Origin of the sequence: Pseudomonas sp. EpS/L25 (assembly GCF_001512295.1) — a bacterium.
In the GTDB taxonomy this organism is placed as follows: Bacteria; Pseudomonadota; Gammaproteobacteria; order Pseudomonadales; family Pseudomonadaceae; genus Chryseomonas.
In genome coordinates, this window is the sequence record NZ_LNUP01000011.1 from 748,564 (window position 1) to 774,194 (window position 25,631).

A 25,631-nucleotide genomic window follows, 5' to 3' on the forward strand; every position below is an offset into this window, starting at 1 on the left:
TGTGACGAACACCTCACTATTCGGGCCTGCAGTAGCAGGTAGATCCAATGAGCAAGTTGGCACATCACCCATCTGCCGCTTGATGTGATTCGCGGGGCTGGCGCCCCAGGCAAGCATTGCGCTTGCAGTGCGGCTCGCCGAACCTAATCGAGCGTTCTAGCGTGGTGTTTCAGAAGTTAACTACACAATTTTGGCGGTGCTTTTTCGGCCTGGGCGGCGTTGCCACTCCTCGCCATAGCCCTGCTATGGCTCGTCGCGGCGCCTGGCCCAAGCCAAAAAATCACTCGCCAATTCTTGCGCGAACTTCTGAAACACCACACTAGAGGGCGGACCGCCGATACTCCGACGGACTGCACCCCGTACCTCGGCGAAAGAAACGCGCGAAGTAGGCGGCATCGACGAAACCCAGGACATCGGCGATCTCGGCCACACTGGAAGCGCTATACAGCAATAGCCGCCGGGCTTCGAGCAACAGGCGTTGGTGCACGATCGTCAAGGTATTGCTGCCCACCAGACGCTGGCACAGCGCATTGAGGTATACCGCCGTGATGCCCAATTCGCTGGCATAGCGCGCCACGGGCCAATGCTCGCGAAAGTGCACCTCGACCAAGGCCAGGAAGCGCTCCAGAAGCGACTCGCCACGCGAGCTCACCGCGGCAGAGCCTTCACGCAACCGTTGTCGCAGCAGCCAGACAGCCAGGTTGTCCAGCAGCCCCTGCAGTGCAATCTCGCGACCCGTCGCCCTGCCCTCGTACTCCTGCACCAGGCGGCCGACTAGTTGCCGTAACCAGCCCGCCTCCACGCCTTGGGGCAACAATCGCTCCGGGCGCTGGAACAATCCCTGGCCGCCGCTGCCGCAGCGCTGGCGCAAAAGCTTCAGCAGCGGTAACGCCAGGGTGATCACCTCACCATCGATATCGGGCTCGAAAGCGAAGGAATGGATACAGAGCGGAGGCAGCACCAAAAGAAAGGGGCCACGCAGTTCGCCCTGCCAGTCCTCCATCCGCGCGCGCGCACGGCCACTACGGACGTAAAGCAGTTGTGCCAGATCCGCATGACGATGCGTAGCGATACTCCAGGCATGCAGCCGACTGCGACTCTCGATGGTTTCGCAATGCAGTAGATCGGGCCGCGACCAAGATTCGGCCTCGCCATACAGTTTGAATACGGGAACCGGGCTTTCGGCAGTCATGCACAACCTGGGCGATAGGCGAACGAATCCTTGAAAAGTACCGGATTAAAAGCTTTTTTGCTCTGTTTGACCCAGGCGTTCCAGTCAAAAAATACCGGTGTCGGATAACAAAGCGGCGATCACGCCCCCACAAAAGGACACCTCCATGCACACCCGAGTCGTCATCATCGGCGCCGGCCCTTCCGGCCTGCTCCTCGGTCAGCTACTCACCCGCTCCGGCATCGACAACATCATCCTCGATCGCCAGAGCGCCGACCACGTTCTCAGCCGTATTCGCGCCGGCGTCCTCGAACAGGGCACCGTGGATCTGCTGCGCCAGGCTGGAGTAAGCGCGCGCCTGGAACGTGAAGGCCAGGTACACGAAGGGGTGGAATTCGCCATCGACGGCAAACGCGAGCGCCTGGATCTGAACGACCTGCTGGGCGGGCGCTGTGTCACCGTCTATGGCCAGACCGAGGTGACCCGTGACCTGATGGAGGCACGTAGCGCCAGCGGGGCCACCACCCTCTACGAGGCCAGCGACGTGCAGCCGCACCAGCTCGAGGGCCAGCGGCCCTACGTCACCTGCCAGGTCGCCGGTGAAGCGCTGCGGATCGACTGCGACTACATCGCCGGCTGCGACGGCTTCCACGGCGTGTGCCGTCGCGCCATCCCCGCCGGGGTGCTCACCGAATACGAGCGGGTCTATCCCTTCGGCTGGCTCGGCCTGCTCAGCGACACTCCACCCGCCAGCGAGGAACTCATCTACGCCAGTCACGAACGTGGCTTCGCTCTCTGCAGCATGAGATCCGCCACCCGCAGCCGCTACTACCTCCAGGTGGAAGCCGGTGATTCGGTGGAGAACTGGTCGGATGAACGCTTCTGGGACGAACTAAAGGCGCGGCTCCCCGCCGAAACGGCCGCCCGCCTGGTGACGGGGCCCTCCCTGGAAAAGAGTATCGCTCCGCTACGCAGCTACGTGGTGGAACCCATGCAGTACGGCCGGCTGTTCCTGGTCGGCGACGCCGCCCACATCGTGCCGCCCACAGGGGCCAAGGGCCTCAACCTGGCCTTGGGCGACGTGCGCAATCTGCACCTGCTGCTGGAAAGAGCCTATCGCATCGGCGATGCCGCCTGCCTGGAGCGCTACTCGACGCTCTGCCTGAAGCGGATCTGGGCCGCCGTACGTTTCTCCTGGTGGATGACCACCGCCCTGCACCGCTTTCCCGATACCGATGCCTTCACCCAGCGTGTCCAGGATGCCGAGTGGCGCGCCTTGCTCGATTCCAGAGCGGGGCGTACCACCATCGCGGAAAACTATGTCGGACTGCCCTTCCCGGCGCTGGATTGAGCGGGACTCGTCATGGGTGGTGACGGGCACGCGACTGGTGCATGATGGCGCCCCCGTTCCGCCTGGCCCGCCCTTCCCATGCTCGATTTCGCTCTGGACCCCACGACCCTGCTGCTGCTCGCCGGGGTCGCCTTCCTCGCCGGCTACATCGACGCCATCGCCGGCGGTGGAGGGCTGCTGACGGTCCCGGCATTGCTGATGGCCGGCGTGCCGCCGCATCTGGCCATCGGCACCAACAAGCTCAGCTCCACCTTCGGCAGCGCCACGGCAGCCTATACCTTCTATCGCCGCAAGCTCTTCCAGCCACGCCAATGGCGTAATGCCCTGATCGCCACGGCCGTCGGGGCCGGCGTGGGTGCGCTGATCGCTCATCACCTACCGGCGGACTTCCTCAATCAGCTGTTGCCGGTGGTGGTATTCAGCTGCGCCCTGTATCTGCTCTTCGGCGGTACGCCCAAGGCCCCGGTGCTTAGCGATGCCCCCGTGGCACAACGGCGCCAATGGCCGCAAGGCGTCACCCTGGGCATGTACGACGGGGTCTTCGGCCCGGGTACCGGTGCCTTCTGGACAGTCAGCAGCCTGCTGCTCTACCCGCTCGACCTGCTCAAGGCCAGCGGCGTCGCTCGCACCATGAATTTCGTCAGTAACGGCGTCGCCCTGGCGATGTTCATCGTCCTTGGCCAGGTCCTCTGGGTACTCGGCCTGACCATGGGGCTGTCCTTGACCCTGGGTGCCTACCTGGGAGCGCGCAGTGCCATCGCCGGCGGCGCCAAGTTCATCCGCCCGGTGTTCATCTGCGTGGTGTTGGCCCTGACCGTGAAACTAATCTGGCAACACTGGTTTGCCGCCGCCTAACCGCTCGACCCGGTACAGGTCGATCAGATAGCGGGAGATGGAGAACGGCGGCGGCAGCAGCGGCAGATCCCGCAGGTCGAACCACCGGGCATCCTCGATCTCATCGGGCTGGCAGCGAATCTCACCGGCCAGGTAATCGACGTGATAGCCGAGCATCAGGGAGTGCGGATAGGGCCAGTTCTGGCTGCCCTGATAGCGCAGGTTGCCGACCGTGACGCCGACCTCCTCCATGATCTCGCGGTGCACGCAGGCTTCCGCCGACTCCCCGGGCTCGACGAAGCCGGCGAGGGTACTGAAGACGCCCGGCGCGAAACGCGGCGAGCGCGCCAGCAGCACCTCGTCGCCACGCGTGATCAGGGCAATCATGCTGGGGGACAGGCGCGGATACTGGGTAAGCTGGCAATTCGGGCATTGCAGGCCACGCTGGCCATTCAGCGCGAAGGTCCGGGTGCCACATTGACCGCAGAAGCGGTGCTGGCGAGCCCAGACGCCAATCTGATTGGCATAGCCCAGCAGCTTGAACAGCGCATGGGGTGATTGCAGCATCAGCGGCCGTAGCGGCTGCCAGCTGCAAGCCTCGATATCGACAAGGGAATCGAGTTCCAGCAGCATCACTCGGCGGGACTGCCACTCGCCCAGGCCATGGTGGTCGCCTTCGAGCCGCTGGATTCGTGGATCTTCTGCAGCGAAGAGCACTTCACCCTCACAGCAGAGAAAGGCCTGGCCGCTATGAACGACCACCAGGCCGGACGTCGACTGGGACGTCTGGAACCAACCGGGCCGCCACGCCGTCATGCGGCGGCCGAGGTCCAGCCCAGGGCGCGGATGCTCTGGGCAGCGATGTCGAGGATTTCCGGCGTGCCGTCCTGATTCTCGGTGCCACCACTCTCGACGAAGAACTCGATGCTGCTGAGAGCGTCCGCCAGGACTTCCAGGGTGGCAGGCTCGCAAGTCTGCCCCCCTTCGATCATGCAGCGCTGGATGTAGCCGGTGCAGGCACGCACCAACTCGGCGGCGCGGGGGTTACCGAGGAAGAACAGCGCTCCGCGCACGGTATCGAGCAACGCGGGAACGGTGGCCAGATGCAGGGCATCGCCTCGCGAATCGAGGAAGGCACCGATCGCCCGCTTGGCCTCGCTCAGGCCGTTGTAGGCCTCGCGATGCAACAGGGCCTGCGCCTCGCCCAGCTGATAGTTGGCGACACTGACCTGCACGTCCTCGGCTTCGAGCGGCACGTCGAGCAACTTGCCCTGCCCCTCGGGTTGCGCCACCAGGCTCTCCACCAGCAGCAAGGCGTCCGCCAGAGGAACCAGATCCTCCAGGGTCAGGGATTTGTCCTTCCACTGGGAAAGCGTCGGTACGCATCGCTGCAATACCTCGCCAGCGTTCTGCTGGCCGACCATCTCCAGTGTCTTGCCGAGCACCCCGACCTGGACATAGAGCCGGGAGAAGTTGTCGGACACCGCCGAGCGACCGGACTCAGAGCCTGCACGGACCTCGCTCTCGATGACGTCGAGCAGGTCCTTGACCGTTTCCAGCTCTTCGCGAATCGCTGCGGAAAGCGAATGCATGACCGCATGGCCAGGGCCGGCGAGGCGCTTCTTGCCCGCTTCGAGCTGGGCATCGGTGAAGCCCAGGCGCTCGATACCATAGGCTGCCATCACCTGGCGCGGATGATCGCTATCGACGCCGGCGAGCGCCAGCAGATAGAGAAGCTCCTTGAGGGTGCTGCGCGCCGGCTCGTGCAACTCGTTGCCGAGCATCTGTCGCAATTCCCGGTCGACCCGGGCGAACAGCTGCTTGCGCTCGCGCGTGGCGGTCAGACGGCCTTGGGCGAAGCCTTCGGCAGTGGCCGCGGCGACCCACGGCAGGTAGCCGCCGACATGGTCGTGCAACAGGGTCGCGGAGCGCTCCAGCGCACGCGCCATCAGCTTGAGGCTAGCAGCGGTGTTGACGTCCCGCAGGAAGCCCAGCAGGCCGATCTGGTACATCCGCCGCATGCTACGCGCCTGGTTCTGGCGGTCACGATAGGCCAGCCGGGTCGTGGCGCTGATCGAAGGCCGCTGATCCAGGCGAACGCTGAAGAAGTAGCTTTCCGGCAATTCCGGCTCGCCACCGGCCAGCCGCAGGGCGTTGATGGCCGGCAGCAACAGTTCGGGCATTTCATCCTGCCCGCTGCGCAGTTGTTCGAGATAACGCCGCAGCACATGCAGACCGCGACAGATCGACATCAGATGCTCGTCGTGCTCGGGGCCGGCACCGGCTGGGATGTCATTGGCGATCTGCAGCGTTTCATGCGCCAACAGCTGAGCGCCTGACAGCTCGATGAGCGTCAGGGCGCCGCGAATCTGGCCGATGCTTTCGACCGCACGTTGCAAGAGGCTGCTGCAATGCCGCTCGACGATGAATCGTTCAAGATGGGATTCAGCTTCCTCAATGGTCGCGAACAATTGTTCGCGGACCAAGCTCAAAGCTCTCGCTCCGGTCACCATGGTGCCTTACGCCTCCTGCGCCATTACAACCTCGCAAACGCCACCCAAGAACGGGATCAAAGGCTTGCTATTCCTGATGAAGCTAAGGTACCCGGATCGTCCTGATCAGGTCACGCCACCGTTTTTCTTCCACCTGCGCATCACTGCGAAGGCGTTCGAGCGGAACCTGCCGCTCGCGCCGCCGCCCGCCATGTGATCCTAAAAGCACAGCGATCACGTTGATTCGCCATAGGAATCCAGGAAGCGAACAAAGTTCCGCGTGCGTCGAAATTCGGTACTTCATTCAGGTCCAAACGGTCAGCGTGCACCATCTTTGTTGAACGATAGCTGAAATTTGTGAAGCCTTTCTGCTTATTCGGACGAGCGTAAGCACTGGCGACTTGAACCGCCATCCGCTGGAAACGGGATGAACCGTATGACTAATCCGCGCGTTCGCCCGCAAGCCAGAGCGGGGCCTTGCCACAACTCTTCTCGATGGCCGCCAGGCGTACCGCATGGGCTTCGAGATCGGCGGTCGTGGCGCTGATCACCCGAGTGCGGGGGCGATCGGCCGGCAGCCGCCTGATCGGCATCACATAGTTGCCGTCGCCGTTGCCTTCCTGACCGTGGGCCGCCAGCGACAGACTGGTCTGGCCGCCGGTCATGGCCAGGTAGACGTCCGCCAGGATCTCGGCATCGAGCAGCGCGCCATGGAGCTCGCGGTTCGAGTTGTCTACGCCATAGCGTTTGCACAGCGCATCGAGGCTGTTGCGCTGGCCAGGGTGCCGACCGCGCGCCATGACCAGGGTATCGAGCACCGTGCAGTGCTGGGTGATGTCGGCGCGCTCGGGGTGGTTGCCCAGTCGGGCGAATTCAGCGTTGATGAAGCCCACGTCGAAGGGCGCGTTGTGAATGATGAGCTCGGCGCCTTCGATGAACTCGAAGAAGCTGTCGGCGATCTCGGCGAAACGCGGCTTGTCGGCAACGAACTCATCGGTGATGCCGTGGACGGCGATGGCACCTTCGTCGATCTGCCGATCCGGATTGAGATAGACATGGAAGTGACGCCCGGTCAGGCGCCGCCCGATGACCTCGACGCCGCCGATTTCGATCACGCGGTGGCCGTCGGTAACCGGCATGCCGGTGGTTTCGGTATCCAGAACTACGTATCTCATCGTTACCTCTCGCGCCGCTAGGCCTTGGCGGCCTGTTTGATCTGTCGTACTTCATCCACCCCACGGTTGGCCAACTGATCGGCCCGCTCGTTCTCCGGGTGACCGGTATGGCCACGCACCCAGCGCCATTCCACGTCGTGGCGCTGGACCTGCTCGTCCAGGGCCTGCCAGAGCTCGGCATTCTTCACTGGTTGCTTGGCGGCCGTCTGCCAGCCGCGCTTCTTCCAGTTCACCAGCCACTGGGTGATGCCCTTCATCACGTACTCGGAGTCGGTGGTCAGGCGGATACGGCACGGCCGTTTGAGCGCGGCCAGGGCCTGGATGGCCGCCATCAGCTCCATGCGATTGTTGGTGGTGTTGGCTTCACCGCCCCAGAGCTCGCGCTCCGCGCCGCGAAACTTCAGCAGCGCACCCCAGCCACCCGGGCCGGGATTACCCTTGCAGGCGCCGTCGGTAAAGACCTCGACGATGTCGTCACTCATTGGATTCACTCGATTCGCGCCGGGCGATCTTGGCCACCGGCATGGGCACCAGCTTGCCGCGCGGTTCCTTGCGGACCTGAGGCACGGGACGCAGCCCGAACATCAGCTTGCGGGCCGACAGCAGATAGAAGCCCGCACCCGCGGCCTGCTCGCTGTGGGGGTCGATGTCCCCCTGCTCCATCCAGGCCAGGCGCTGTTGCCACTTGTGGGATGAAAGCGGCGGACGATAACACCCGAAGCGGCGTTTCTCCAGCGCGAAGCCCAGCAGCGACAGCCAGTCCGCGACGCGGCTGGCCCCATAGCAGCGGGCCTTTCGCAGGGCATCGCGCGCCAGGTAGTGCCGCACACCCCAGAGGCTCCAAGGGTTGATACCCACCACCACCAGATGCCCGCCGGGCCTTACGCTCAGCGCCGCCTCGCGCAGCAGCCGATGGGGTGACAAGGAGAAATCCAGCCCGTGTTGCAGCAGCACCACGTCGGCGGCGTGCTCTCCCAGCGGCCAGGCCCCCTCCTCGCAGACGATGTCGACATCGCCCAGCGGCGGGCCGATGCGCACGGCGTGCCGCAGCTGGCCGCAATTGGCCGGCGCGGCCGGATGAGGCCCATAGTGGACGAGATAACTGCCGAAGTGGCGCTTGAGCTCCTCGTCGATCAGTATCCGCTCCTGCTCCAGCAGCAGTTGCCCCAAGGGGCCGGCCATCCATTCCCGGGCGGAACTCATGAGCTTGAGCCAGCGCTGATCCACCTGGGCCGAGAATTCATCGTGCATCGTCTGGTCCTCTCATACAGAAGCCGAAACCGTCGCCGTCCTCGAGACTGCTACCCTGGGAACTCGCGTTCCGACCAGAGAGCTGCCCCCATGTTCGACATCCTTCCCCTGCCCGCTTTCAACGATAACTACATCTGGCTGATCAAGGACGCCTCGACGAGACGGGCGGTCGTCGTCGACCCCGGTGACGCCGGACCGGTCCTGGCCTGGCTCGATGGCCATCCCGGCTGGCGGCTGAGCGACATCCTCATCACCCATCATCACCACGACCATACCGGGGGCATAGCCGCGCTCAAGCAGCGTACCGGCGCCCGGGTCACCGCGCCGGCCGACGAAGCCATCGCCGACGTCGACCTTCCACTCGCGGACGGTGATCGACTGGAAGTGCTCGACGCGACCGTCGAGATCATCCGCGTGCCGGGGCATACCGCTGGTCACCTCGCCTACTACATCCCTGGCGAACAACCACTGCTGTTCAGTGGCGACACGCTCTTTTCCGCAGGCTGTGGCCGCCTGTTCGAAGGCACCCCGGCGCAGATGCTGAACTCCCTACGTCGCCTGGCCAGCCTGCCGGACGAAACCCGCGTCTACTGCGGTCACGAATATACCCAGAGCAATCTGCGCTTCGCCCAGGCGGTGGAGCCGGACAATGCCGCCATCCAGGCTGCCACGGCCGAAACCCAGCGCCTGCGCGCCGCCCAGCGACCCACGCTGCCGAGCACCCTGGGTCGCGAACGTACCATCAACCCCTTCCTGCGTAGCGGCGAACCCGGTGTCCGGCAGCGCCTGCAGCAGGAGCTCGGCGTAGCGGCGGACGCGCCGGAGGATACCTTCTTCGCCGCCCTGCGCGCCTGGAAGGACACGTTCTGACACGCAATGGCGGGGCCCGGCAAGGAGGCCGTGGCGCCTGGTTTTCCGTCGTCGTACCGGTCACAGGCTCGCGGGTTGTTCCTTGACCCCTCGGGAGGCGGTTCCTAGAATCGCCCATCCTCCAAATCCCGGAATGCCCAGACCGATGCCGCCAGCGACGCCGAAAACCCGCGAAATAGACGTGCTGGCCACCTCCTTCAAAGTCTCCGCGCTGTGCCTCGCCCTTTTCCTCGCCGGTTGCCAGAGCAACCAGCAACAGCCGGAAAGTGCCTACCAGGCTGATCTGGAAATGACGCCGAACAAGATGCAGCGCCCGCCGGAATGGCTGCGCAAGGCGCCGGCGGCGGCCGCCACCAGTGGCGACATCTGGGACCGGGTACGGGACGGCTATCAGTTGCAGGGAGCGGGCGAGAACGGGACCAACCCGCGCATCGACCGCCAGCGGCTATGGTACGCCAGTCACGAGGCCGCCCTGGCCCAATCCTGCAGTCGCGGCGCGCCCTATTTGCACTACATCGTCGAGCGGCTGGAAGAGCGCAACATGCCGCTGGAACTGGCACTGCTGCCGGTGGTGGAAAGCTCCTTCAACCCCAATGCCCTCTCCCGTAGCGCCGCTGCCGGCCTGTGGCAGTTCATCCCCACCACCGGCGCCTACTTCAACCTGCGCCAGACCCGTTTCTACGACGGCCGCCGCGACATCACCGCCTCCACCAATGCCGCCCTGGACTACCTGAGCAAGTTGCACGACATGTTCGGCGGCGACTGGCTGCTGGCCCTGGCCGCCTACAATGCCGGCGAAGGCACGGTCAGCCGGGCCATCGAGCGCAACCAGTCGCTGGGCCTGCCGACCGACTACTGGAACCTCTCCTCGCTGCCGCCGGAAACCCAGGACTACGTGCCCAAGCTGCTCGCCGTCTCCCAGATCGTGCGCAACCCAGGCGCCTATGGCCTGGCGCTGGAGTCGATCCCGGACGAACCCTATTTCGAAGTGGTGGACATCAAGCAGCATCTGGACCTGACCCGGGTCGCGGAGCTGGCCAACCTGGATGCCAACGAACTCTATCGCCTGAATCCGGCCTACACTCAGCGGGTGGCCATGGACGGTCCCAAGCACCTGTTGGTGCCGGCGGAAAAGGCCAAGCGCCTGATGGCCACCTTGCCCACCATCGCGTCCGATGCCGAGGTGCAATGGCAGGAATATCGGGTGCGCCGCGGCGACACCCTGCGCACCATCGCCAAGCGCAACAAGGTCAGCGTCGAACAGCTCGCTTCGCTCAACAAGCTCAGTGGCAACACCCGACTGGCCGCTGGCCGCGAACTGATGATCCCGCGCCGGCAAAGCGGCAACGCCACCACGCCGCTGGAGACCATCGCGGTGGCCGAAGAGCCGGTGGTGCGCACCTACAGGGTCCGGACCGGCGACAGCCTCTGGTCCATCGCCCGCGCCAACGACGTCGAACTGGCCGATCTCAAGCGCTGGAACGACCTGGGCAAGCGCGGCCTGAAGGTGGGTGAAACCCTGAAGCTACACGGCAACACCGTGGCGACCCGTACCACCGCCGCTAACGCGGTGCCGGCGTCCTACACGGTCAAGACCGCCAAGAACAGCAAGGCCGCGCCGACCTACTATAGGGTCAAGGCAGGCGATTCGCTCTACCAGATCGCCAAGCGTTACAACATCGGCGTGCAGGCGCTGCAGGACTGGAATCCACGCATCGCGTCCGCGCTGACCCCGGGCCAGACGCTGACGCTGTTCCTCAACTGAGCCGCGACCGCTCACCGCAGCGGTCATCCAGCGCTTTTGTCGAAGGTATCGACCTGCTACCTTACCGCCCCACCCGTGCCTGGCCCCTCAGGGGGACCCGGACAAGATCTCGCTCTGCGCCGCGCAGGGCCCTGCCCAACCCGGACGCCAGCCTAGCGGCGGTCGCACCGGATTCAACACAGAAGAGGAAAAAACCATGGGATTTCTCGCCGGTAAGCGCGTTCTCATCGTCGGCGTCGCCAGCAAGCTGTCCATCGCCTCCGGCATCGCCGCCGCCATGCATCGCGAGGGCGCGGAACTGGCCTTCACCTACCAGAACGAGAAGCTCAAGGGACGCGTCGAGGAATTCGCCGCCGGCTGGGGCTCCAATCCCGAGCTGTGCTTCCCCTGCGACGTCGCCGATGACGCCCAGATCGAAGCCGTGTTCGCCGAGCTGGCGAAGAAGTGGGACGGCCTGGACTGCATCGTGCACTCGGTCGGCTTCGCCCCCGGCGACCAGCTGGACGGCGACTTCACCAGCGTGACCACTCGCGAAGGCTTCAAGATCGCCCACGACATCAGCGCCTACAGCTTCGTCGCCCTGGCCAAGGCCGGCCGCGAGATGATGCGCGGTCGTAACGGCAGTCTGCTGACCCTGTCGTACCTGGGTGCCGAACGCACCATGCCCAACTACAACGTCATGGGCATGGCCAAGGCCAGCCTGGAAGCCGGCGTGCGTTACCTGGCCGGCAGTCTCGGCCCGGAAGGCACCCGCGTGAACGCCGTTTCCGCTGGTCCCATCCGCACCCTGGCCGCCTCGGGCATCAAGAGCTTCCGCAAGATGCTGGCCGCCAATGAGCGCCAGACGCCCCTGCGTCGCAACGTGACCATCGATGAGGTCGGCAATGCCGGCGCCTTCCTGTGCTCCGACCTGGCCTCGGGCATCAGTGGCGAGATTCTCTACGTCGACGGCGGTTTCAACACCACGGCCATGGGCCAGCTCAACGACGACGAGTGATGGCAAACGAAGAGCGGCTGACAAAACGTAGCGAGCCGTTGTCAGGCGGGTGCGCGCGGCGCGCAGGAGTTGCAGTGTACGAGTGGTACATGAGGATTCCGAGCACTGCACGCGCCCGTCTGGCGGACGCGCAGTAGAGTTGTTGGTCGCTCGAAGAGGCCGGCGCAAGCCGGCCTCTTCGTTTTCAGCTGTCGCTGCGCACCTGAGCGTGGCTGATCAGGGCGAAGATCAGGCTGCCACCGACGATGTTGCCAGCCAGCGTCGGGCCGGCGAAGGCCAACCAGAATTCGCTCCAGGTCGCCTCCCCGGCGAAGACCAGGTAAGCCACCTCCAGGCTACCCACCACGATGTGAGTGAAGTCGCCCAGTGCCATCAGATAGGTGATGAGCACGATGATCCAGATCCTGGCGCTCTCCGCGGCGGGCAGCATCCAGACCATGGTAGCGATCATCCAGCCCGACACTATGCCCTTGGCGAACATGCCGGCGGCATCGTTCTCCATGACCTTGGTGCCAATCTCGATGAATTTGACATCGGTCTCGGCGTCGAACAGCGGCAGGTGCAGGATCACATAGGCCACCAGCATGGTACCCAGCAGGTTGCCGACCAGTACCACGCCCCACAGTCGGCCGAGCCGGCCGAAGTTATGCAGTGTGGGCTCGCTCATCACCGGTAGCACCGCCGTCAGGGTGTTCTCGGTGAACAGCTGCTGGCGCGCCAGGATCACGGCCAGGAATCCCGCCGAATAACCGAAGCTGGCGATGACCTTGGAATAGCCACCCGAGGGCAGATTGGCATTGAGCAGCCCCATCGCCATGAGCGACAGGCCCATGGTGAGGCCAGCCGCCAGGGCGGACCAGAACAGCGCGGCGATGGTCCGCTCCAGCTCGTGATCGCCCTGGGTGCGGATGATCTCGTGCAACACCACTGCCCGCGGCAACTGACTGTCGTCGACATCCTCCTCTTCTTCCCGAGTCAGCTCCGGGTCATCCGGTCCCGGTTCCTTGCCCTTGTGGGACTCTTCGGCCTTTCCCCGGTCGTTGCCCATCAGCTGGCCTGCTCGTCCCAGAGAAGTTCGTCGTTGTCGCCGATCTCGGTGACTCGATTGAGGGCGGCATCGGCGGCTTCTTCGGCCTCCGAAGCCAGATCGAAGTGCCGCTCGGTAGCGACCTTGTGGAAGGTCGGTTTCGCGTCGTCCTGGCGCGCCTTGACGGCGATGACCGCGGCGAATCCCTGCTCAGCCGGGACGGCGGACGAGATGGCTTCGTGATGAGTGAAGTGCTTGATGGCCATGGATGCCCTGGTCTCCCAACCTGCGGCGGCCGGACTGGCCGCGCCTGATCAGTAGACTGCTCAAGCGGGAAAACGATCTATGGCTCGAGACGCTCAGTTGCCGAGCAGCTTCTGCACCTGCTGATGCAGGCGTTCCAGCGAGAAAGGCTTGGTAAGCAGGGGAATCCGGCCCAGTAGCGGGGAGCCGGTATCGATGATCTCGGCGGGATAGCCGCTGATGAACATGACCTTGAGATCGGGACGTAGCTTGAGCGCCGGCTCGGCGATCATGACACCGGATACGTCGTCGGGTAGCCGGAAATCGGTGATGAGCAGGTCGAGGCGAGGCCTACCGGCGAGAATGCGGAAGGCTTCCAGGGAGGAAGGTGCCTGGAGAACGGTGTAGCCCAGTTCAGAGAGATAGTCCGCCAGAATCATCAGTATCTGCGGCTCATCCTCGACGACCAGTACCACCTTGTTCGTTTCCACGCTCACCATCTAACCCCTGTACGCACACGTTCGGCTCCCTTGGACCCAAGAGACCCGTAAAGTTCCAACTCATCGCGGCAGGTACGGGCCGCTGGCGTTACCAGCGGCCCGTCGCCATTACTGCTGTTTCTTCTGGCCTTGCTCGTTGAGGGTGGTCTTGCCACCGCCGGTCGCGGCGCCTGCGCCCTCACCGGTCTTCTGGCCAGCCGGGGTGCCCATGCCAGCGCTGTTGGCCTTTGGCGGATTACCCGCGGTTTCGGCGGCGAAGGCAGCGCCACTGACGGCGATCAGACCAGCAAACATCAGAGCAGCGGTTTTCTTTGCGTTCATGGTGAGACTCCGGGTTGATTGGACACTGTTTAGGCAGGCCAAGCGCCGATTCGTTCTCTCACCGTGCATACGGGGGCTGTAACCGAATGCGAACTGCCGCAAAAGCCACAACCTTAACATGAAAAGCCCGCGCCAGAGCGGTTCCTGGCCAGCGGATACCGTCATTCGGGCTACTGCGCGTTCGTAGCCTGGTGTCCCTGAGGGAAACGGCGAAGACCGTTTCGCTGCGCGACAGGGTCAACCCTGGTCCCCACCGCCAACGGGCAGAACCGTTCCGGTAATGTAGGAGGCTTCGTCGGACGCCAGGAAGAGAATGGCGCCCACCTGCTCGTTCAGGGTGCCGTAGCGCTTCATCAGGCTGCTGTCGCAGGTCTGGTCGACGATCTGCTGATACCAGCGGCGGTCCTGCGCCGATTCCACCCGCTCGTTGCGCGGAATCCGCCGTGGCGGCGCCTGGGTGCCGCCCGGCGCCGTGGCATTGACCCGGATGCCACGGCCAGCGGTCTCGAACGCCAGGCAGGCGGTCAGGGCATTGACGCCGCCCTTGGCGGCGCCATAGGGCACCCGGTTGATACCGCGGGTGGCGACGGAGGACACATTGACGATGGCGCCCTGCCCTCGCGCCAGCAGGTAAGGCAGCACCGCATGGCAGCACCAGAGCGTGGGAAACAGTGAACGGCGGATCTCGGCTTCGATCTCGTCGACCTGATAGTGCTCGAAGGGCTTGGCCCAGAGGGTGCCACCGACGTTGTTGATCAGTACGTCGATCCGTTCCTGCCAGGCGTGCGCCTCGTGGAAGACCCGCTGGCAGCCAGCGGCCTGCTCGAGGTCGGCAGTCAGGGTAAGGCTGAAATCGTCCTTCAGCTCATGGACCAGCGCCGAGCGATCGATGGCCACCAGTAGCGCGCCTTCCGCCCTGAGTCGCTCAGCCACCGCTCGGCCGATGCCTTGTGCCGCACCGGTCACCACCACGACCTTGTTGGAAAATCGGCCATTCATGGGGTTCTCCTCAGGCAACGTTACCGGTCGTCACGACCGTGGGCGTGAATTTCTCGTAGTGGAAGCTGGCGGGCTCGACGCCCTGCTCCGCAAGGTACTGGCGAACCGAATCCACCATGGGCGGTGGCCCGCACAGGTAGATGTCGACATCGCCCCCGTTCAGCGCCTGCGCGGGCAGGTGTCGAGTGACATAGCCCTGATGCGGGTGTCGGGTGGTGGGATCGGCGACACAGGTCAGGATGCGCAGCCCGGGCAACCGGCGAGTAAAGGCTTCAAGTTCGTCGACCAATACCAGGTCCTCGTCGCGGGTCACGCCGTAGAGCAGCTGGATCGGTTGCCCGCAGCCCCGCTCGGCCAGTACCGCCAACATCGACAGGAAGGGCGCGAGCCCGGTGCCACCGGCCAGGAACAACAACGGCCGGCTGACTTCGCGCAGAAAGAAGCTGCCCAGGGGACCACTCAGGTGCAATTGATCACCAATGCGCGCCTGCGCCAGCCAACCGCTCATGAGGCCGCCAGGAACCTGTTTGATGAGGAAGCTGGCCGTAGCCTCTCCGGGCCGGCTGCTGAAGGAGTAGGCCCGGGTCTGGCCGCTACCCGGCACTTCCAGGTTCATGTATTGCCCCGGGAGAAAGTCCGGCGCGTGATCCAGAGTCAGGCGCAAGGCGATTGCGGCGTCGCCCAGGTGCTCGAGTCCGGCGACGCTGGCCTGGTAAGTGGCCACGCCGGTCTTGCAGCGTGCCGCGGGCACGGGCACCCGCAGGACGCAATCGGAAGTCACCGTCATCTGGCAGGTCAGCACCTGGCCTTCGGCGGCCTCGCTGGCACTCAGGGCGTCTTCGAGGTAGTCCTCGCCCAGGGCGTAGTCGCCCTTTTCGCAGTGGCACCTGCAGGTACCACAGACGCCGTCGGAGCAGTCCATGGGCAGGTTGATGCGCTGGCGGTAGGCAGCGTCGAGGACCGTCTCGCCGGGGTTGCAGTCGATGAAGCGGGTGACGCCGTCTGCGAACGTCAGGGCCAGGGTATAGCTCATGGCGGCGTCCTCCTAGCAGTGGTAGATGTCGATGACCTGGTGGATGTAGTCGTTCTTCAGCACCACCTTCTTGCGGGTGATCAGGGGCTGCTCGCCGCGCAGGTCCAGGCCATAGAAGGAGGTACCGAAGAAGACGTCGGTGGTGCGATAGCGATGGCTCAGGGTCTGCCAGTTGAAGCGCAGCTCGGCCGTCTCGGCATCCGCCGCCAGGACTTCCAGGTTGGCGATGAAGTGGGCCGTGCGCGGCTCCGGGGTGCTGGCGCTGGAGCGCTCGGTCTTGATGCGGAAGATGCGATCTTCCAGACCTTCGCGATTGGGGTAATAGATCAGCGAGATGTGCACCTGGGGGTCTTCGACCAGTTGGTCGTTGTCGTCCCAGGCGGGCATCCAGAACTGTACCCGGGGGCTGTAGCAGGCGAGCCAGGCGTCCCACTGGCGATCATCCAGCAGCCGGGCTTCGCGATAGACGAAATCGAGGAGCCGACCAGGGGCGGTGTTCATGCGGCGCTCTCCCCATCGGTGGCCACCAGGTTGGCGCGTTCCCGCTCGATGGCCTGTCCCAGGGCCTGGGCCCAATAGGCGTGCTGGCGCACGAAGAGCCCTTCGTCCTCGGTGCGGGGGCCGGACAGCAGCGGCGCCATGCCCAGCGCCCGGGCGTTGTCGTCCGCGCCCGTTTGCCAGTGCAGCGCGCCGCGGGAAAGGTCGTTCCACAGATCGGTATTGCCTTGGTAGCCGCTCTGGCAGGCGCGGAATTCCTCCAGGTCGTCCGGCGTGCCCATGCCGCTGACGTTGAAGAAGTCCTCGTACTGGCGGATGCGCAGGGCGCGATCGGCGCCGCTTTCTCCCTTGGGCGCGAAGCAGTAGATGGTCACCTCGGTCTTGTCGACCGCCAAGGGCCGCACCACGCGGATCTGGGTGGAGAACTGATCCATCAGGTAGACGTTGGGGTACAGGCACAGGTTGCGGGTCTGGCCGACGATGAGACCGGCGCGCTCGGCACCGAGCCGCGCCCGCAGCGCCTCGCGGTGGTGGTACACCGGGCGCACCTCGGGATTGAGCAGCTGGGTCCAGAGCAGGAGGTGGCCCCGCGCGAAACCGTAGACGCCGCCGACACTCTTGGACCAGCCATTGGCGTCCACGGTGCGGGTGCCCTCGGCCTCGTAGTTGCGCCGCTGCATGGTGGCGGAGTAGTTCCAGTGCACGGAGCTGACGTGGTAGCCATCCGCGCCGTTCTCCAGCTGCAGCTTCCAGTTGCCGTCGTAGGTGTAGGTGGAATTGCCGCGCAACACCTCGATACCTTCGGGCGCCTGGTCGACGATCTGGTCGATGATGACGCGGGTTTCGCCGAGATGGTCGGACAGCTCGGGCACCGCCGCGCTGAGCGAGCCGAACAGAAAGCCGCGATAGCTCTCGAAGCGGGCCAGGCGGGTCAGGTCATGGGAGCCGTCGCAGTCGAACTGCTGCGGATAGGCGCCGTGCCTGCCATCCTTGACCTTGAGCAGCTTGCCGCTGTTGCCGAAGGTCCAGCCATGGAAGGGGCAGGTGAAGGAGCTCTTGTTGCCCTGCTTGCGCCGGCAGAGCATGGCACCGCGATGGGCACAGGCGTTCACCAGCCCGTGCAGCTCGCCATGCTTGTCGCGGGTGATCACCACCGGCTGGCGGCCGATCCAGGTGGTGAAGTAGTCATTGATCTCGGGGATCTGGCTTTCGTGGGCCAGGTAGACCCAGCCGCCCTCGAAGAGGTGCTTGAGCTCCAGCTCGAAGAGCGCGGGATCGGTGAAGACACTGCGGCGGCAGCGGAAGACGCCACGGGCAGGGTCGTCTTCGACGGCGTCGGCAATCTGCCGGGCGAGGCGGTCGAGCATGCTGATCATGGGGTTCACCCTCGGTTGTTGTTGTATCAGGCCAACCCAGGGTAGGAGCGGCGGTACCCCGCCAATAGCCGAGCCGTGCGGATCGCTATCCGCGTGGTGCGCCTTCCTCGCGCCCGCGTTTCCAGGTGGCCGAAGGCAGCTCGCCGAACCTCTTGCGATAGAGCTCGGCGAAGCGCCCCAGGTGCAGGAAGCCGAGATCCAGGGCCACGACGGTGACGCTGCTGGCACGCGGGTCCAGCAACCGCTGGCGGACGCGTTCCAGCTTGCATTGGCGGATGTAGTCGCCCGGTGCGATGCCGACGTGGCGCTCGAACAGGCTGTAGAGTGTGCGGCGGCTGACATTGGCTACCTGCATCAGGCGTGCGACGCTGATCTCTTCAGCGAGGTGTTCGTCGATGAAAGCTTGCAGTCGCTCGAAGCGGCAGCCGCCGGCGACGAGCGTGGTGGGCGACGACCAGGTGCTGTTCTCCACCAATGCCAGCAGTTTGCTAGCCACCAGGCGCTCGTAAAGCACCGAGGTACCGGGCGTGGTCACCTCCTCTGCTTCCTGGCACAGCAACTCCAGCAGCGCCAGGAAGTTGCCCACGGCGGCAGCACCACCGGCCTGGGGCTCGAAGCGAACACCCGTGGCGGGCAGTGGGTGGCCCTGGGTCAGGCAAGCCGTCTCCAACACCCGCACTGGCAGGGTGAGAATGAATTTCTCGCAGTCCTCCGAGTAGGTGAGGTCGACCGGCTCGTCGGGATTGATCAGCAGCATCTGCCCCGGCGCATACACCCGCTCCCGCCCTGCCCCGCGCGCCAGGCAGCACCCCTGGAGTAGCACCTGCAGGTGAAAGACGCTTTCCAGCGCCGGACTGGTGACCTGCACCTCTCCGCCATAGCTCAGGCGGCAGAGATCGAGGCTGGAAAAGCTCCGGTGCAGGATGCTCGCCCGCGGGCGGCCGCGCACCGGCAGGCGAATGCGGTGCTGGCCCACGTGCTCGTTGACGTAGGCGGATACGGTGGCTACGTCGGCCTGGGCGAACACCAGGCTGCGCTCGCTGAGCAAGGTCATGTCGGAACCTCTCTTGTTGTGCTGTTCAGTCGAAGCGAACGGCAAAGCCCGGGACGCGAGGCGGCCCGGGCTTTCAATGGATCGAAGGCGGCTCAGGCCTCCAGCGCGCGGACCCGCTCGCGACGTTCTTCGGCGGCCGGTTCGGCGGCGGGCTGCAGCTCGAAGTCGAACTCGATCTCGGCGAAGCGACCGGCTACGCCCAGTGCCTCGGCCTGCGCCGGGTCATCGCTGAAGGTGATCTCGGCGATCAATTCGTCACGGGTGGCATAGGCGAAGTCGTCGTGCAGATACTGGTCGCCGGCCAGGTTGATCTGGGTGGTCAGGTGCCGATGCTGGGGTGCGGAAATGAAGAAGTGCACATGGGCCGGACGCTGACCATGGCGACCGAGCTGGTCCAGCAACTGCTGGGTGGGTCCATCCGGCGGGCAGCCGTAGCCGGAGGGCACGATGCTCTGGAAGCGATAGCGCCCTTCGCTGTCGGTGACGATACGGCGGCGCAGGTTGAATTCGGACTGGCTCGGATCGAAGTAGGAATAGGTGCCGCCGGTGTTGGCGTGCCAGACGTCGACGATGGCGCCGGCCAGCGGCTGACCGTTCACATCGCGCACCACGCCCTGCATGAACAGCGGCGTCCCGGCATCGGTGCCGTCATCCAGACGGGCGCTACCCTCGCACAGGGGCGCCCCGGCCACGTAGAGCGGGCCTTCGATGGTCCGAGGGGTGCCACCGACCAGGCCACGTGCGGCGTCTTCGGCATCCAGGCGCAGATCGAGGTAATGCTCGAGACCCAGGCCGGCCACCACCAGCCCCGCTTCCTGGCGGGCGCCCAGCACATTGAGGTAGTGCACCGCCGCCCAGAATTCCTCGGTGGTGACGTTCAGGTCGTCGATGATCCTGATGGTATCGGTCAGCACCCGGTGCACGATGGCTTTCATGCGCGGATTGCCGCCGGCTTGTTCGAAGCCACTGACGGTCTCGAAGAATTTCTGCACGTCGGCGGTCTGGGCGATGCGTACGGTCATGGTGAGGGTCCTCGTATTGTTCTTGTCAGGCACATTGCAACGGGATCAGCGGTCGTCGGCGTGGATCGACGACGGATGTCGGCACAGCGCGGAGACCTCGATCTCCATGTAGGGATAGAGCGGCAACTGCATCAGGGTGTCGTGCAGCGCCTGGGCATCGGGTACGTCGAAGATGCTCACGTTGGCGTAGAGCCCGGCGATACGCCAGAGGTGGCGCCAGGTGCCTTCGCGCTGCAGGCGCTGGGCCAGCTCCTTCTCGGCGGCCTTGAGCCGGGCGGCCTGGTCGGCGGGCATCTCGGTAGGCAGCTTCACGGTCATGCGGACATGGAACAGCATCTCGAAGATTCCTCTCTTGAGCGGGATTAGCGACGGGCGAAGCGCGCCAGGCGCTCTTCGTCGAGGGCGATGCCCAGGCCCGGCGCGGTCGGCACCAGGAGCTGGAAATCCTGATAGCGCGGCGGCTCGACGAGGATGTCCTCGGTCAGCAGCAGTGGGCCGAAGAGTTCGGTGTGCCATTCCAGGCGGTCCAGGGTCGCGAAGGCATGGGCGCTGGCCAGCGTGCCGATGCTGCCTTCGAGCATGGTGCCGCCGTAGAGGCCGATGCCCGCGGCTTCGGCGATGGCGGCCGCGCGCAGTACCGCTCGCGGGCCGCCGGTCTTGGCGATCTTCAGGGCGAAGATGGGCGCGACACCGGCCTGCGCCAGGGCGAAGGCATCGGGCACCGATTCGATGGCTTCGTCGGCCATCAGCGGGATCGGGCTATGGGCATTGAGGCGGGCCATGCCCAGGCGATCGTGGCGTGGCAAGGGTTGCTCGATCAGCTCGACGCCTACCTCGGCCAATTCACGCGCGGCCTTGATGGCCACCGCCTCGCTCCAGGCCTGGTTGACGTCGACCCGAACGGAGGCGCGGTCGCCTAGCGCACGCTTGATCGCCCCGACATGGGCGACGTCCTGCGCCGGGGTCCGGCTACCGATCTTGAGCTTGAAATGGCGGTGGCGACGCAGGTCGAGCAGGCGCTCGGCCTCTTCGATATCGCGGGCGGTATCGCCGCTGGCCAGGGTCCAGGCGCATTCCACGCCGTCCCGTACGCGCCCACCGAGCAACTCGGCCACCGGCAGGCCCAGGCGCTTGCCCTGGGCATCCAGGATGGCCGTCTCGACCGCGCTACGAGCAAAGGTATTGCCCCGCACGCTCCGGTCGAGGCGCTGCATGGCGGCGTTGAGGTTGCTGGCGTCTTGGCCCACCAGCAAGGGGGCGATCCAGGTATCGAGATTGGTCTTGATGCTTTCCGGGCTTTCGCCGGCGTAGCTCAGGCCGCCGATGGTGGTGGCCTCACCCAGGCCGACGATACCGTCGCTGCAGTGGAGCTTGAGAATCACCAGCGTCTGACCGTGCATGGTGTGCATGGCGAGCTTATGCGGGCGAATGGTCGGCAGGTCGACGATCAAGGTCTCCAGCCGTTCGAAGAGGGGACGGGCCATGGGCTCAGTACCACTACGCGCTGTTGTTTGAGCCGAGATTGACGCGTGGAAAGGCCGCCGTCCAATATGGATTGGGTCTGGCTTCATACCCTGGAGGTATCGTGGAACTGCGGCAGTTGCGCTACTTTCGCGTCTTGGCGAACACTCTGAACTTCACCCGCGCCGCCGAGCTGCTGCACATCGCCCAGCCGCCGCTGAGCCGGCAGATCCAGCAGATGGAAGAGGAACTCGGGGTGACGCTGGTGGAACGCGGGCGGCCACTCAAGCTGACCGATGCCGGCCGCTTCTTCAATGAACAGGCGTCGCAACTGCTCGAACAGTTCGAACGTCTCTGCGCCGATACCCGGCGCATGAGTGCGGCCAGCCGTCGTTTCCTCAGCATCGGCTTCGCGCCCTCGACCCTCTATGGCCAGTTGCCGGAACTGATCCGCCGCCTGCGCGCCCACGGCGACATCGAGCTGAACCTCGCCGAGCTGATCACCCTGCAGCAGATAGAGGCCCTGAAGACCGGGCGTATCGACATCGGCTTCGGTCGCATCTTCATCGACGACCCGGCCGTCACCCAGTTCGTCCTGCGCGAAGATCCGCTGGTGGCCGTACTGCCCCAGGGTCATCCACTGCTGGCTGGGCCGGTGAGCCTGGCCCAGCTCGCCGAGCAGCCGTTCATCCTCTACCCCGGCTCGCCCCGCCCCAGCTACGCGGATCACGTGCTCAAGCTGTTCGCCAGCGAAGGCCTGACCATCCATGTGGCCCAGACCCCCAACGAGCTACAGACCGCCATCGGCCTGGTGGCGGCCGGCGTCGGCGTGACCCTGGTGCCGGCCTCGGTACAGCGCCTGCACCGCGACGACATCGGCTACACCGCCCTGCTGGACTCCCAGGCGACCTCGCCCATCGTGGTCAGCCACCGCACCGGCGACGGCTCGGCGATGCTGCTGGAGGTGTTGGCGGCGTTGCAGCAACTCGCGCCCGTGCCGGCGGCCTCGGACTAGACGGCGAACTCCTGCACCATCCGATTCAGACCGACGGCGAGCCTGGACACTTCCGCGCTGGCCGTGGCGGTCTGGGTCGCACCCGCCGCGCTCTGGGTCGCGAGATCGCGGATGCTGGTGATGTTGCGATCGATCTCCCGCGCTACCTGGGCCTGCTCTTCCGCCGCGGTGGCGATCACGGCATTGCGGTCGTTGATCTGGCCGATGGAACCGGCGATCTGCTCCAGCGAGGCATTGGCCAGTTGCGCCACCGCACTGGAATCGCCGGCCAGTTGCTGACTCTGCTCCATGGCCCGTACGGCCTGGGACGAGTCATCCTGGATGGCGCCGATCATCTGCTCGATTTCCCGGGTCGACTGCTGGGTACGATGAGCCAGCGCCCGTACCTCGTCGGCGACCACGGCGAAGCCACGCCCCTGCTCGCCGGCCCGGGCGGCCTCGATGGCGGCGTTCAGCGCCAGCAGGTTGGTCTGCTCGGCGATGGAGCGAATGACCTCGACCACGGTGCTGATGTCCTGGGCGCGGGACGACAACGCCCGCACCTGCTCGCTGGTGCTGAGCACATTGCGGGTCAGGGCCTCGATGGAGTGGACGGTGCGCGCCACCTTGTCCAGGCCTTCCTCGGTCAGGTCCTGGGTGTGGCGGGAGGTGGTGGCGGCATCGGCCGCGGTGAGTGCCACCTCGTCGACCGCCGAGCTCATCTCGGTCACCGCGCTGGCGGCCTGGTTGACCTCATCGTTCTGGCGAACGAGGCCACGACCGGCCTCTTCGATCACGGCCGTCATCTCTTCCGCGGCGGAGGCCAGCTGGGTCGAACTGTCGGCGATGTGGGACACGGTCTGGCGCAGATTGTCCTGCATCTGGGCGAGGGCCTGGAGCAACCCGGCAGCCTCGTCGCGACCGACCACGGTGATCCGCTCGGTCAGGTCCTTGCGGGCGATGCGCTCGGCGATGCGCAGGGCTTCGCCCACCGGCCGGGTAATGCTGCGGACCAGCAGTAGGGCCAGCACCACGGTCGCCAAAATGGTCAAGCCAATCAAGCCATAGACCCAGGCAAGGCCTTTCTTGAAGGTCGCTCCCGCGGCCACGCCCGCAGCCTGGGCGCCACGCTCGTTGAAGGTCATCAGCGCAGCGATGTTCTTTTCCAAGGCATTGGTGAGCGGGCGAATGGAGGTGTTGATCAGGTTGACGGCGCCCGCGTTGTCTCCCGCCCGCAGCTTGGGCTCGAAGGATTCCAGCAATTGGCGATAGGTATCGGCGCCCTGGACGACGGCGGCATATAGGCGGCGGTCCTCGTCGTTGGCGATGGTCCCTTCGTAGCCCTTGACGGCGTCGAAGAAGGCCGCGCGATAGCCCGGAAAGGCGGTGATGGTCTGCTCACGCAGGGCGGCGTCCGGCGTGGTGGTCGCCCTCAGGCTCTCCAGGCGCAGCCGCAGCAGCCCGCTGCCCATGCGGGCGGCGAGCTGGTTGCCTGGCAGCCAGTTGGTCTCGACATCCTGCTCCGCGTCGTACAGTCGATTCATCTGGACCACGGCCACCGCGCCGAGCACGAAGACGATCAGCACGATGACGGAGAAGAACAGCAGGGCACGCGGTGCGACTTTCAGACTGCGGAGACTCATGGAGCGACACCCTTAAAATAGATTGACTAAAGGGCTATCGACGCGACAGCGATGACTTGAGTCGGCGGTGATAAGCGGTCAGCGAGCCGCCTCCAGTGGTAGGCCTTTGTGTATCGTCATCCTTTATGGATTCACAGCAGTCTCAAGGGGTAGTCCACGATCACACGCAGTTGGTCGACGGAGCCGCCGGTGGACGACGAACCCCGGTGCCAGGCCTGGCGCACCCGGATCGAAAGCCCCTTCGCCGAGCCGGATTGGACGATGTAGCGGCCTTCCAGGTTGAGCTCCCGCTCACGGTCCTCGGCGCCATAGAGACCGCGATAGGCACTGTTGGCAGGAACGTCGCTGCCGTCGATGTCGGTGCCCTTGATATAGCGACTCATCAGGCTGAGTCCCGGCACGCCCAGGGTCTTGAAGTTCAGGTCGTAGCGCGCCTGCCAGGAGCGTTCGCCAGGTGCGTTGAAGTCGGAAAACATCGAGGCGTTGCCGAGGAACAGGCCGCCCCCGACGCGGCCGTTGTCACCCAGGCCGACATAGTCGAAGGGCGTATCGCCGTCGATCCGTTGCCAGCCGAGGGTGAACGTCTGGGGCCCCTGGCTGTAGGCCGCGGCAAGGCTGTAAGCGGTATTGTCGATGGGACCGGCCTTGGCCGCCCCGGTGTCGAGCGTCCGGTAGAGGTTGGCGTCGAAGGTCAGCGACTGGGTACTGGACAGCGGCTTCACCAGATTCACATTGCCGTAGTACTGGTTCCAGATGTCGTCCAGTTGCGCGGCATAGAGGGACAGGCTGACGCCCTTGATCGGGCTGTACTTGCCGCCGGCGAAGTCGAGATGGTCGGCGCGCCGCCGCGCGTAACCGGCCCAGAGATCGCCATCGCGGTTGGTGCTGACCTGATCGGTCGCCGAGGTGAAATGCCCAGCTTCCACCCAGAGATCGGCGATGTCGGCGCTCGCCAGGCTCCAGCCGGTGGCGGTTTGCGGCAGCAATCGGCTGGTGCTGATGGCGAATACCGGCGCGCTAGGCGTCTGCTGGCCATAGCGGACCACCGTCTTGGCCAGCCGCAGCTTTACCGCCGCGCCAGCACGGGAATACTCGTCGGCAGGCTGGTTGCCGGCATGCACCGGCAGATTACCGGTCCCCCGCCGCCCACGACCGCCGTCGAGTTTCAGCCCCAGGTGGCCGAAGGCGTCGACCCCGAGCCCCACGGTGCCGCGGGTGAAGCCGGACTGATAGTCCAGCAGGAACCCCTGGGTCCAGTCCTTTTGATCCAGGCGCCCATTGCGGCGATCACTGCCGAAGTAGTAGTTGCGGGCGGTCAACGTGAGCTTGCGGTCCTCCACGAACCCCTCGGCGAGCACGTCTTCGCCATTCCCCAGCAGTGCCCATCCGCCGACTACCCCTAGGGCCAGCGAACCGAGCAGATTGCCGAGCCCGGGCCGGTGAGCGTTGACGCCTGTTACAGCCTGTTGAACCAAGCGTTCCATGATTTCCTCTGGTCATTGGATACAAATCGCGCGTGTACGCCTGCCCGCCGCGATGGATAGCCGTCCGGCT

General features: G+C 65.1%; 27 protein-coding genes, 1 other RNA gene and 1 pseudogene. 7 read left to right on the plus strand and 22 right to left on the minus strand.

Going from position 1 to position 25,631, the window contains the following annotated elements:
• Nucleotides 1-319 precede the first annotated feature (319 nt).
• Nucleotides 320-1,192 carry a helix-turn-helix domain-containing protein gene (locus tag AR540_RS12430; RefSeq protein WP_059229339.1) on the minus strand — a complete coding sequence of 291 codons (873 nt, stop codon included), beginning with the start codon at nucleotides 1,190-1,192 and terminating at the stop codon, nucleotides 320-322.
• Between the two features lie 145 nt (nucleotides 1,193-1,337).
• Between AR540_RS12430 and pobA the strand changes: the two genes are divergently transcribed.
• Both pobA and AR540_RS12440 read left to right on the plus strand, forming a co-directional pair.
• On the plus strand, nucleotides 1,338-2,522 hold the full coding sequence (gene pobA / locus AR540_RS12435; RefSeq protein WP_059229340.1) for a 4-hydroxybenzoate 3-monooxygenase: 1,185 nt from the start codon (nucleotides 1,338-1,340) through the stop codon (nucleotides 2,520-2,522).
• A gap of 78 nt (nucleotides 2,523-2,600) precedes the next feature.
• Nucleotides 2,601-3,377: a TSUP family transporter gene (locus AR540_RS12440; RefSeq protein ID WP_059229343.1), complete on the plus strand. Its 777-nt coding sequence runs from the start codon at nucleotides 2,601-2,603 to the stop codon at nucleotides 3,375-3,377.
• Here AR540_RS12440 and nudC read toward each other — a convergent pair.
• Both nudC and AR540_RS12450 read right to left on the minus strand, forming a co-directional pair.
• Nucleotides 3,345-4,172 carry an NAD(+) diphosphatase gene (nudC, locus tag AR540_RS12445; RefSeq protein ID WP_059229345.1) on the minus strand — a complete coding sequence of 276 codons (828 nt, stop codon included), beginning with the start codon at nucleotides 4,170-4,172 and terminating at the stop codon, nucleotides 3,345-3,347. The two genes, AR540_RS12440 and nudC, sit on opposite strands and share 33 nt — an antisense overlap.
• Complete coding sequence (locus AR540_RS12450; RefSeq protein WP_065242533.1) at nucleotides 4,169-5,869, minus strand: ferrous iron transporter B; 1,701 nt, start codon at nucleotides 5,867-5,869, stop codon at nucleotides 4,169-4,171. The genes nudC and AR540_RS12450 overlap by 4 nt, the downstream gene beginning before the upstream one ends.
• Here AR540_RS12450 and AR540_RS25735 point away from each other — a divergent pair.
• On the plus strand, nucleotides 5,814-6,065 hold the full coding sequence (locus AR540_RS25735) for a hypothetical protein (protein WP_177339210.1): 252 nt from the start codon (nucleotides 5,814-5,816) through the stop codon (nucleotides 6,063-6,065). The genes AR540_RS12450 and AR540_RS25735 overlap by 56 nt on opposite strands.
• Nucleotides 6,066-6,288: 223 nt before the next feature.
• Here the strand turns inward: AR540_RS25735 and dnaQ are convergent, their stop codons facing one another.
• From dnaQ to AR540_RS12465, 3 genes are read right to left on the minus strand one after another with little or no spacing between them, the layout of a single operon-like run.
• Nucleotides 6,289-7,023 (minus strand): DNA polymerase III subunit epsilon, encoded by a 735-nt coding sequence (dnaQ, locus tag AR540_RS12455; protein ID WP_059229349.1) that lies wholly within the window; start codon nucleotides 7,021-7,023, stop codon nucleotides 6,289-6,291.
• A 17-nt stretch (nucleotides 7,024-7,040) separates the two neighbouring features.
• A complete protein-coding gene (gene rnhA / locus AR540_RS12460) occupies nucleotides 7,041-7,505 on the minus strand; it encodes a ribonuclease HI (protein ID WP_059229351.1) in 465 nt (154 codons plus the stop codon).
• Entirely contained in the window at nucleotides 7,498-8,274 is a 777-nt protein-coding gene (locus AR540_RS12465; RefSeq protein WP_059229354.1) for a methyltransferase domain-containing protein, read from the minus strand. Before AR540_RS12465 ends, rnhA begins: the two co-directional genes overlap by 8 nt.
• Before the next feature lie 90 nt (nucleotides 8,275-8,364).
• On the opposite strand from AR540_RS12465, the gene gloB reads away from it, so the two are divergent.
• The 3 genes from gloB to fabI all read left to right on the plus strand — a co-directional run bounded on the left by gloB (nucleotide 8,365) and on the right by fabI (nucleotide 11,906).
• On the plus strand, nucleotides 8,365-9,144 hold the full coding sequence (gene gloB / locus AR540_RS12470) for a hydroxyacylglutathione hydrolase (protein ID WP_059229355.1): 780 nt from the start codon (nucleotides 8,365-8,367) through the stop codon (nucleotides 9,142-9,144).
• A 145-nt stretch (nucleotides 9,145-9,289) separates the two neighbouring features.
• A complete protein-coding gene (locus AR540_RS12475) occupies nucleotides 9,290-10,909 on the plus strand; it encodes a LysM peptidoglycan-binding domain-containing protein (protein ID WP_153014231.1) in 1,620 nt (539 codons plus the stop codon).
• A gap of 196 nt (nucleotides 10,910-11,105) precedes the next feature.
• On the plus strand, nucleotides 11,106-11,906 hold the full coding sequence (fabI, locus tag AR540_RS12480) for an enoyl-ACP reductase FabI (protein WP_059229359.1): 801 nt from the start codon (nucleotides 11,106-11,108) through the stop codon (nucleotides 11,904-11,906).
• Nucleotides 11,907-11,921: 15 nt separating this feature from the next.
• Here fabI and AR540_RS12485 read toward each other — a convergent pair.
• From AR540_RS12485 to AR540_RS12545, 13 genes are all read right to left on the minus strand, one after another.
• Nucleotides 11,922-11,997: non-coding RNA, sX9 sRNA (locus tag AR540_RS12485), on the minus strand.
• 93 nt (nucleotides 11,998-12,090) lie between these two features.
• Nucleotides 12,091-12,954 (minus strand): formate/nitrite transporter family protein, encoded by an 864-nt coding sequence (locus AR540_RS12490; RefSeq protein WP_059229362.1) that lies wholly within the window; start codon nucleotides 12,952-12,954, stop codon nucleotides 12,091-12,093.
• Nucleotides 12,954-13,199, minus strand: a complete 246-nt coding sequence (locus AR540_RS12495) for a hypothetical protein (protein WP_059229364.1) — start codon at nucleotides 13,197-13,199, stop codon at nucleotides 12,954-12,956. Before AR540_RS12495 ends, AR540_RS12490 begins: the two co-directional genes overlap by 1 nt.
• Before the next feature lie 93 nt (nucleotides 13,200-13,292).
• Complete coding sequence (locus AR540_RS12500; protein WP_153014232.1) at nucleotides 13,293-13,676, minus strand: response regulator; 384 nt, start codon at nucleotides 13,674-13,676, stop codon at nucleotides 13,293-13,295.
• 108 nt (nucleotides 13,677-13,784) lie between these two features.
• On the minus strand, nucleotides 13,785-13,997 hold the full coding sequence (locus AR540_RS12505) for a hypothetical protein (RefSeq protein ID WP_059229366.1): 213 nt from the start codon (nucleotides 13,995-13,997) through the stop codon (nucleotides 13,785-13,787).
• A 237-nt stretch (nucleotides 13,998-14,234) separates the two neighbouring features.
• A complete protein-coding gene (locus tag AR540_RS12510; RefSeq protein WP_059229369.1) occupies nucleotides 14,235-14,996 on the minus strand; it encodes a 1,6-dihydroxycyclohexa-2,4-diene-1-carboxylate dehydrogenase in 762 nt (253 codons plus the stop codon).
• A gap of 10 nt (nucleotides 14,997-15,006) precedes the next feature.
• Entirely contained in the window at nucleotides 15,007-16,029 is a 1,023-nt protein-coding gene (gene benC, locus AR540_RS12515) for a benzoate 1,2-dioxygenase electron transfer component BenC (RefSeq protein ID WP_059229371.1), read from the minus strand.
• Between the two features lie 12 nt (nucleotides 16,030-16,041).
• Nucleotides 16,042-16,530, minus strand: coding sequence for a benzoate 1,2-dioxygenase small subunit (benB, locus tag AR540_RS12520; RefSeq protein WP_059229374.1), 489 nt, complete (start codon nucleotides 16,528-16,530; stop codon nucleotides 16,042-16,044).
• The gene (locus AR540_RS12525; protein WP_059229376.1) at nucleotides 16,527-17,903 is read right to left on the minus strand and encodes a Rieske 2Fe-2S domain-containing protein; all 1,377 of its coding nucleotides are present in this window, start codon (nucleotides 17,901-17,903) and stop codon (nucleotides 16,527-16,529) included. The genes benB and AR540_RS12525 overlap by 4 nt, the downstream gene beginning before the upstream one ends.
• An 85-nt stretch (nucleotides 17,904-17,988) precedes the next feature.
• Nucleotides 17,989-18,957, minus strand: coding sequence for an AraC family transcriptional regulator (locus AR540_RS12530; RefSeq protein WP_059229378.1), 969 nt, complete (start codon nucleotides 18,955-18,957; stop codon nucleotides 17,989-17,991).
• Nucleotides 18,958-19,049: 92 nt separating this feature from the next.
• Nucleotides 19,050-19,979: a catechol 1,2-dioxygenase gene (gene catA, locus AR540_RS12535; RefSeq protein ID WP_059229380.1), complete on the minus strand. Its 930-nt coding sequence runs from the start codon at nucleotides 19,977-19,979 to the stop codon at nucleotides 19,050-19,052.
• Nucleotides 19,980-20,024: 45 nt separating this feature from the next.
• Entirely contained in the window at nucleotides 20,025-20,315 is a 291-nt protein-coding gene (catC, locus tag AR540_RS12540; protein ID WP_059229381.1) for a muconolactone Delta-isomerase, read from the minus strand.
• A 26-nt stretch (nucleotides 20,316-20,341) separates the two neighbouring features.
• A complete protein-coding gene (locus AR540_RS12545) occupies nucleotides 20,342-21,463 on the minus strand; it encodes a muconate cycloisomerase family protein (protein WP_059229384.1) in 1,122 nt (373 codons plus the stop codon).
• A gap of 101 nt (nucleotides 21,464-21,564) precedes the next feature.
• Between AR540_RS12545 and AR540_RS12550 the strand changes: the two genes are divergently transcribed.
• Entirely contained in the window at nucleotides 21,565-22,455 is an 891-nt protein-coding gene (locus AR540_RS12550; protein WP_059229385.1) for a LysR family transcriptional regulator, read from the plus strand.
• On the opposite strand, the gene AR540_RS26565 is transcribed toward AR540_RS12550, so the two are convergent.
• The 3 genes and pseudogenes from AR540_RS26565 to AR540_RS12560 all read right to left on the minus strand — a co-directional run bounded on the left by AR540_RS26565 (nucleotide 22,452) and on the right by AR540_RS12560 (nucleotide 25,561).
• Entirely contained in the window at nucleotides 22,452-23,315 is an 864-nt protein-coding gene (locus AR540_RS26565) for a methyl-accepting chemotaxis protein (protein WP_442963792.1), read from the minus strand. The two genes, AR540_RS12550 and AR540_RS26565, sit on opposite strands and share 4 nt — an antisense overlap.
• Nucleotides 23,307-24,077 (minus strand): annotated as a pseudogene (locus AR540_RS26570) (MCP four helix bundle domain-containing protein); the annotation flags it as partial. The gene AR540_RS26565 and the pseudogene AR540_RS26570, both read right to left, overlap by 9 nt.
• A 131-nt stretch (nucleotides 24,078-24,208) precedes the next feature.
• Complete coding sequence (locus AR540_RS12560) at nucleotides 24,209-25,561, minus strand: OprD family porin (RefSeq protein WP_059229389.1); 1,353 nt, start codon at nucleotides 25,559-25,561, stop codon at nucleotides 24,209-24,211.
• Nucleotides 25,562-25,631 lie beyond the last annotated feature (70 nt).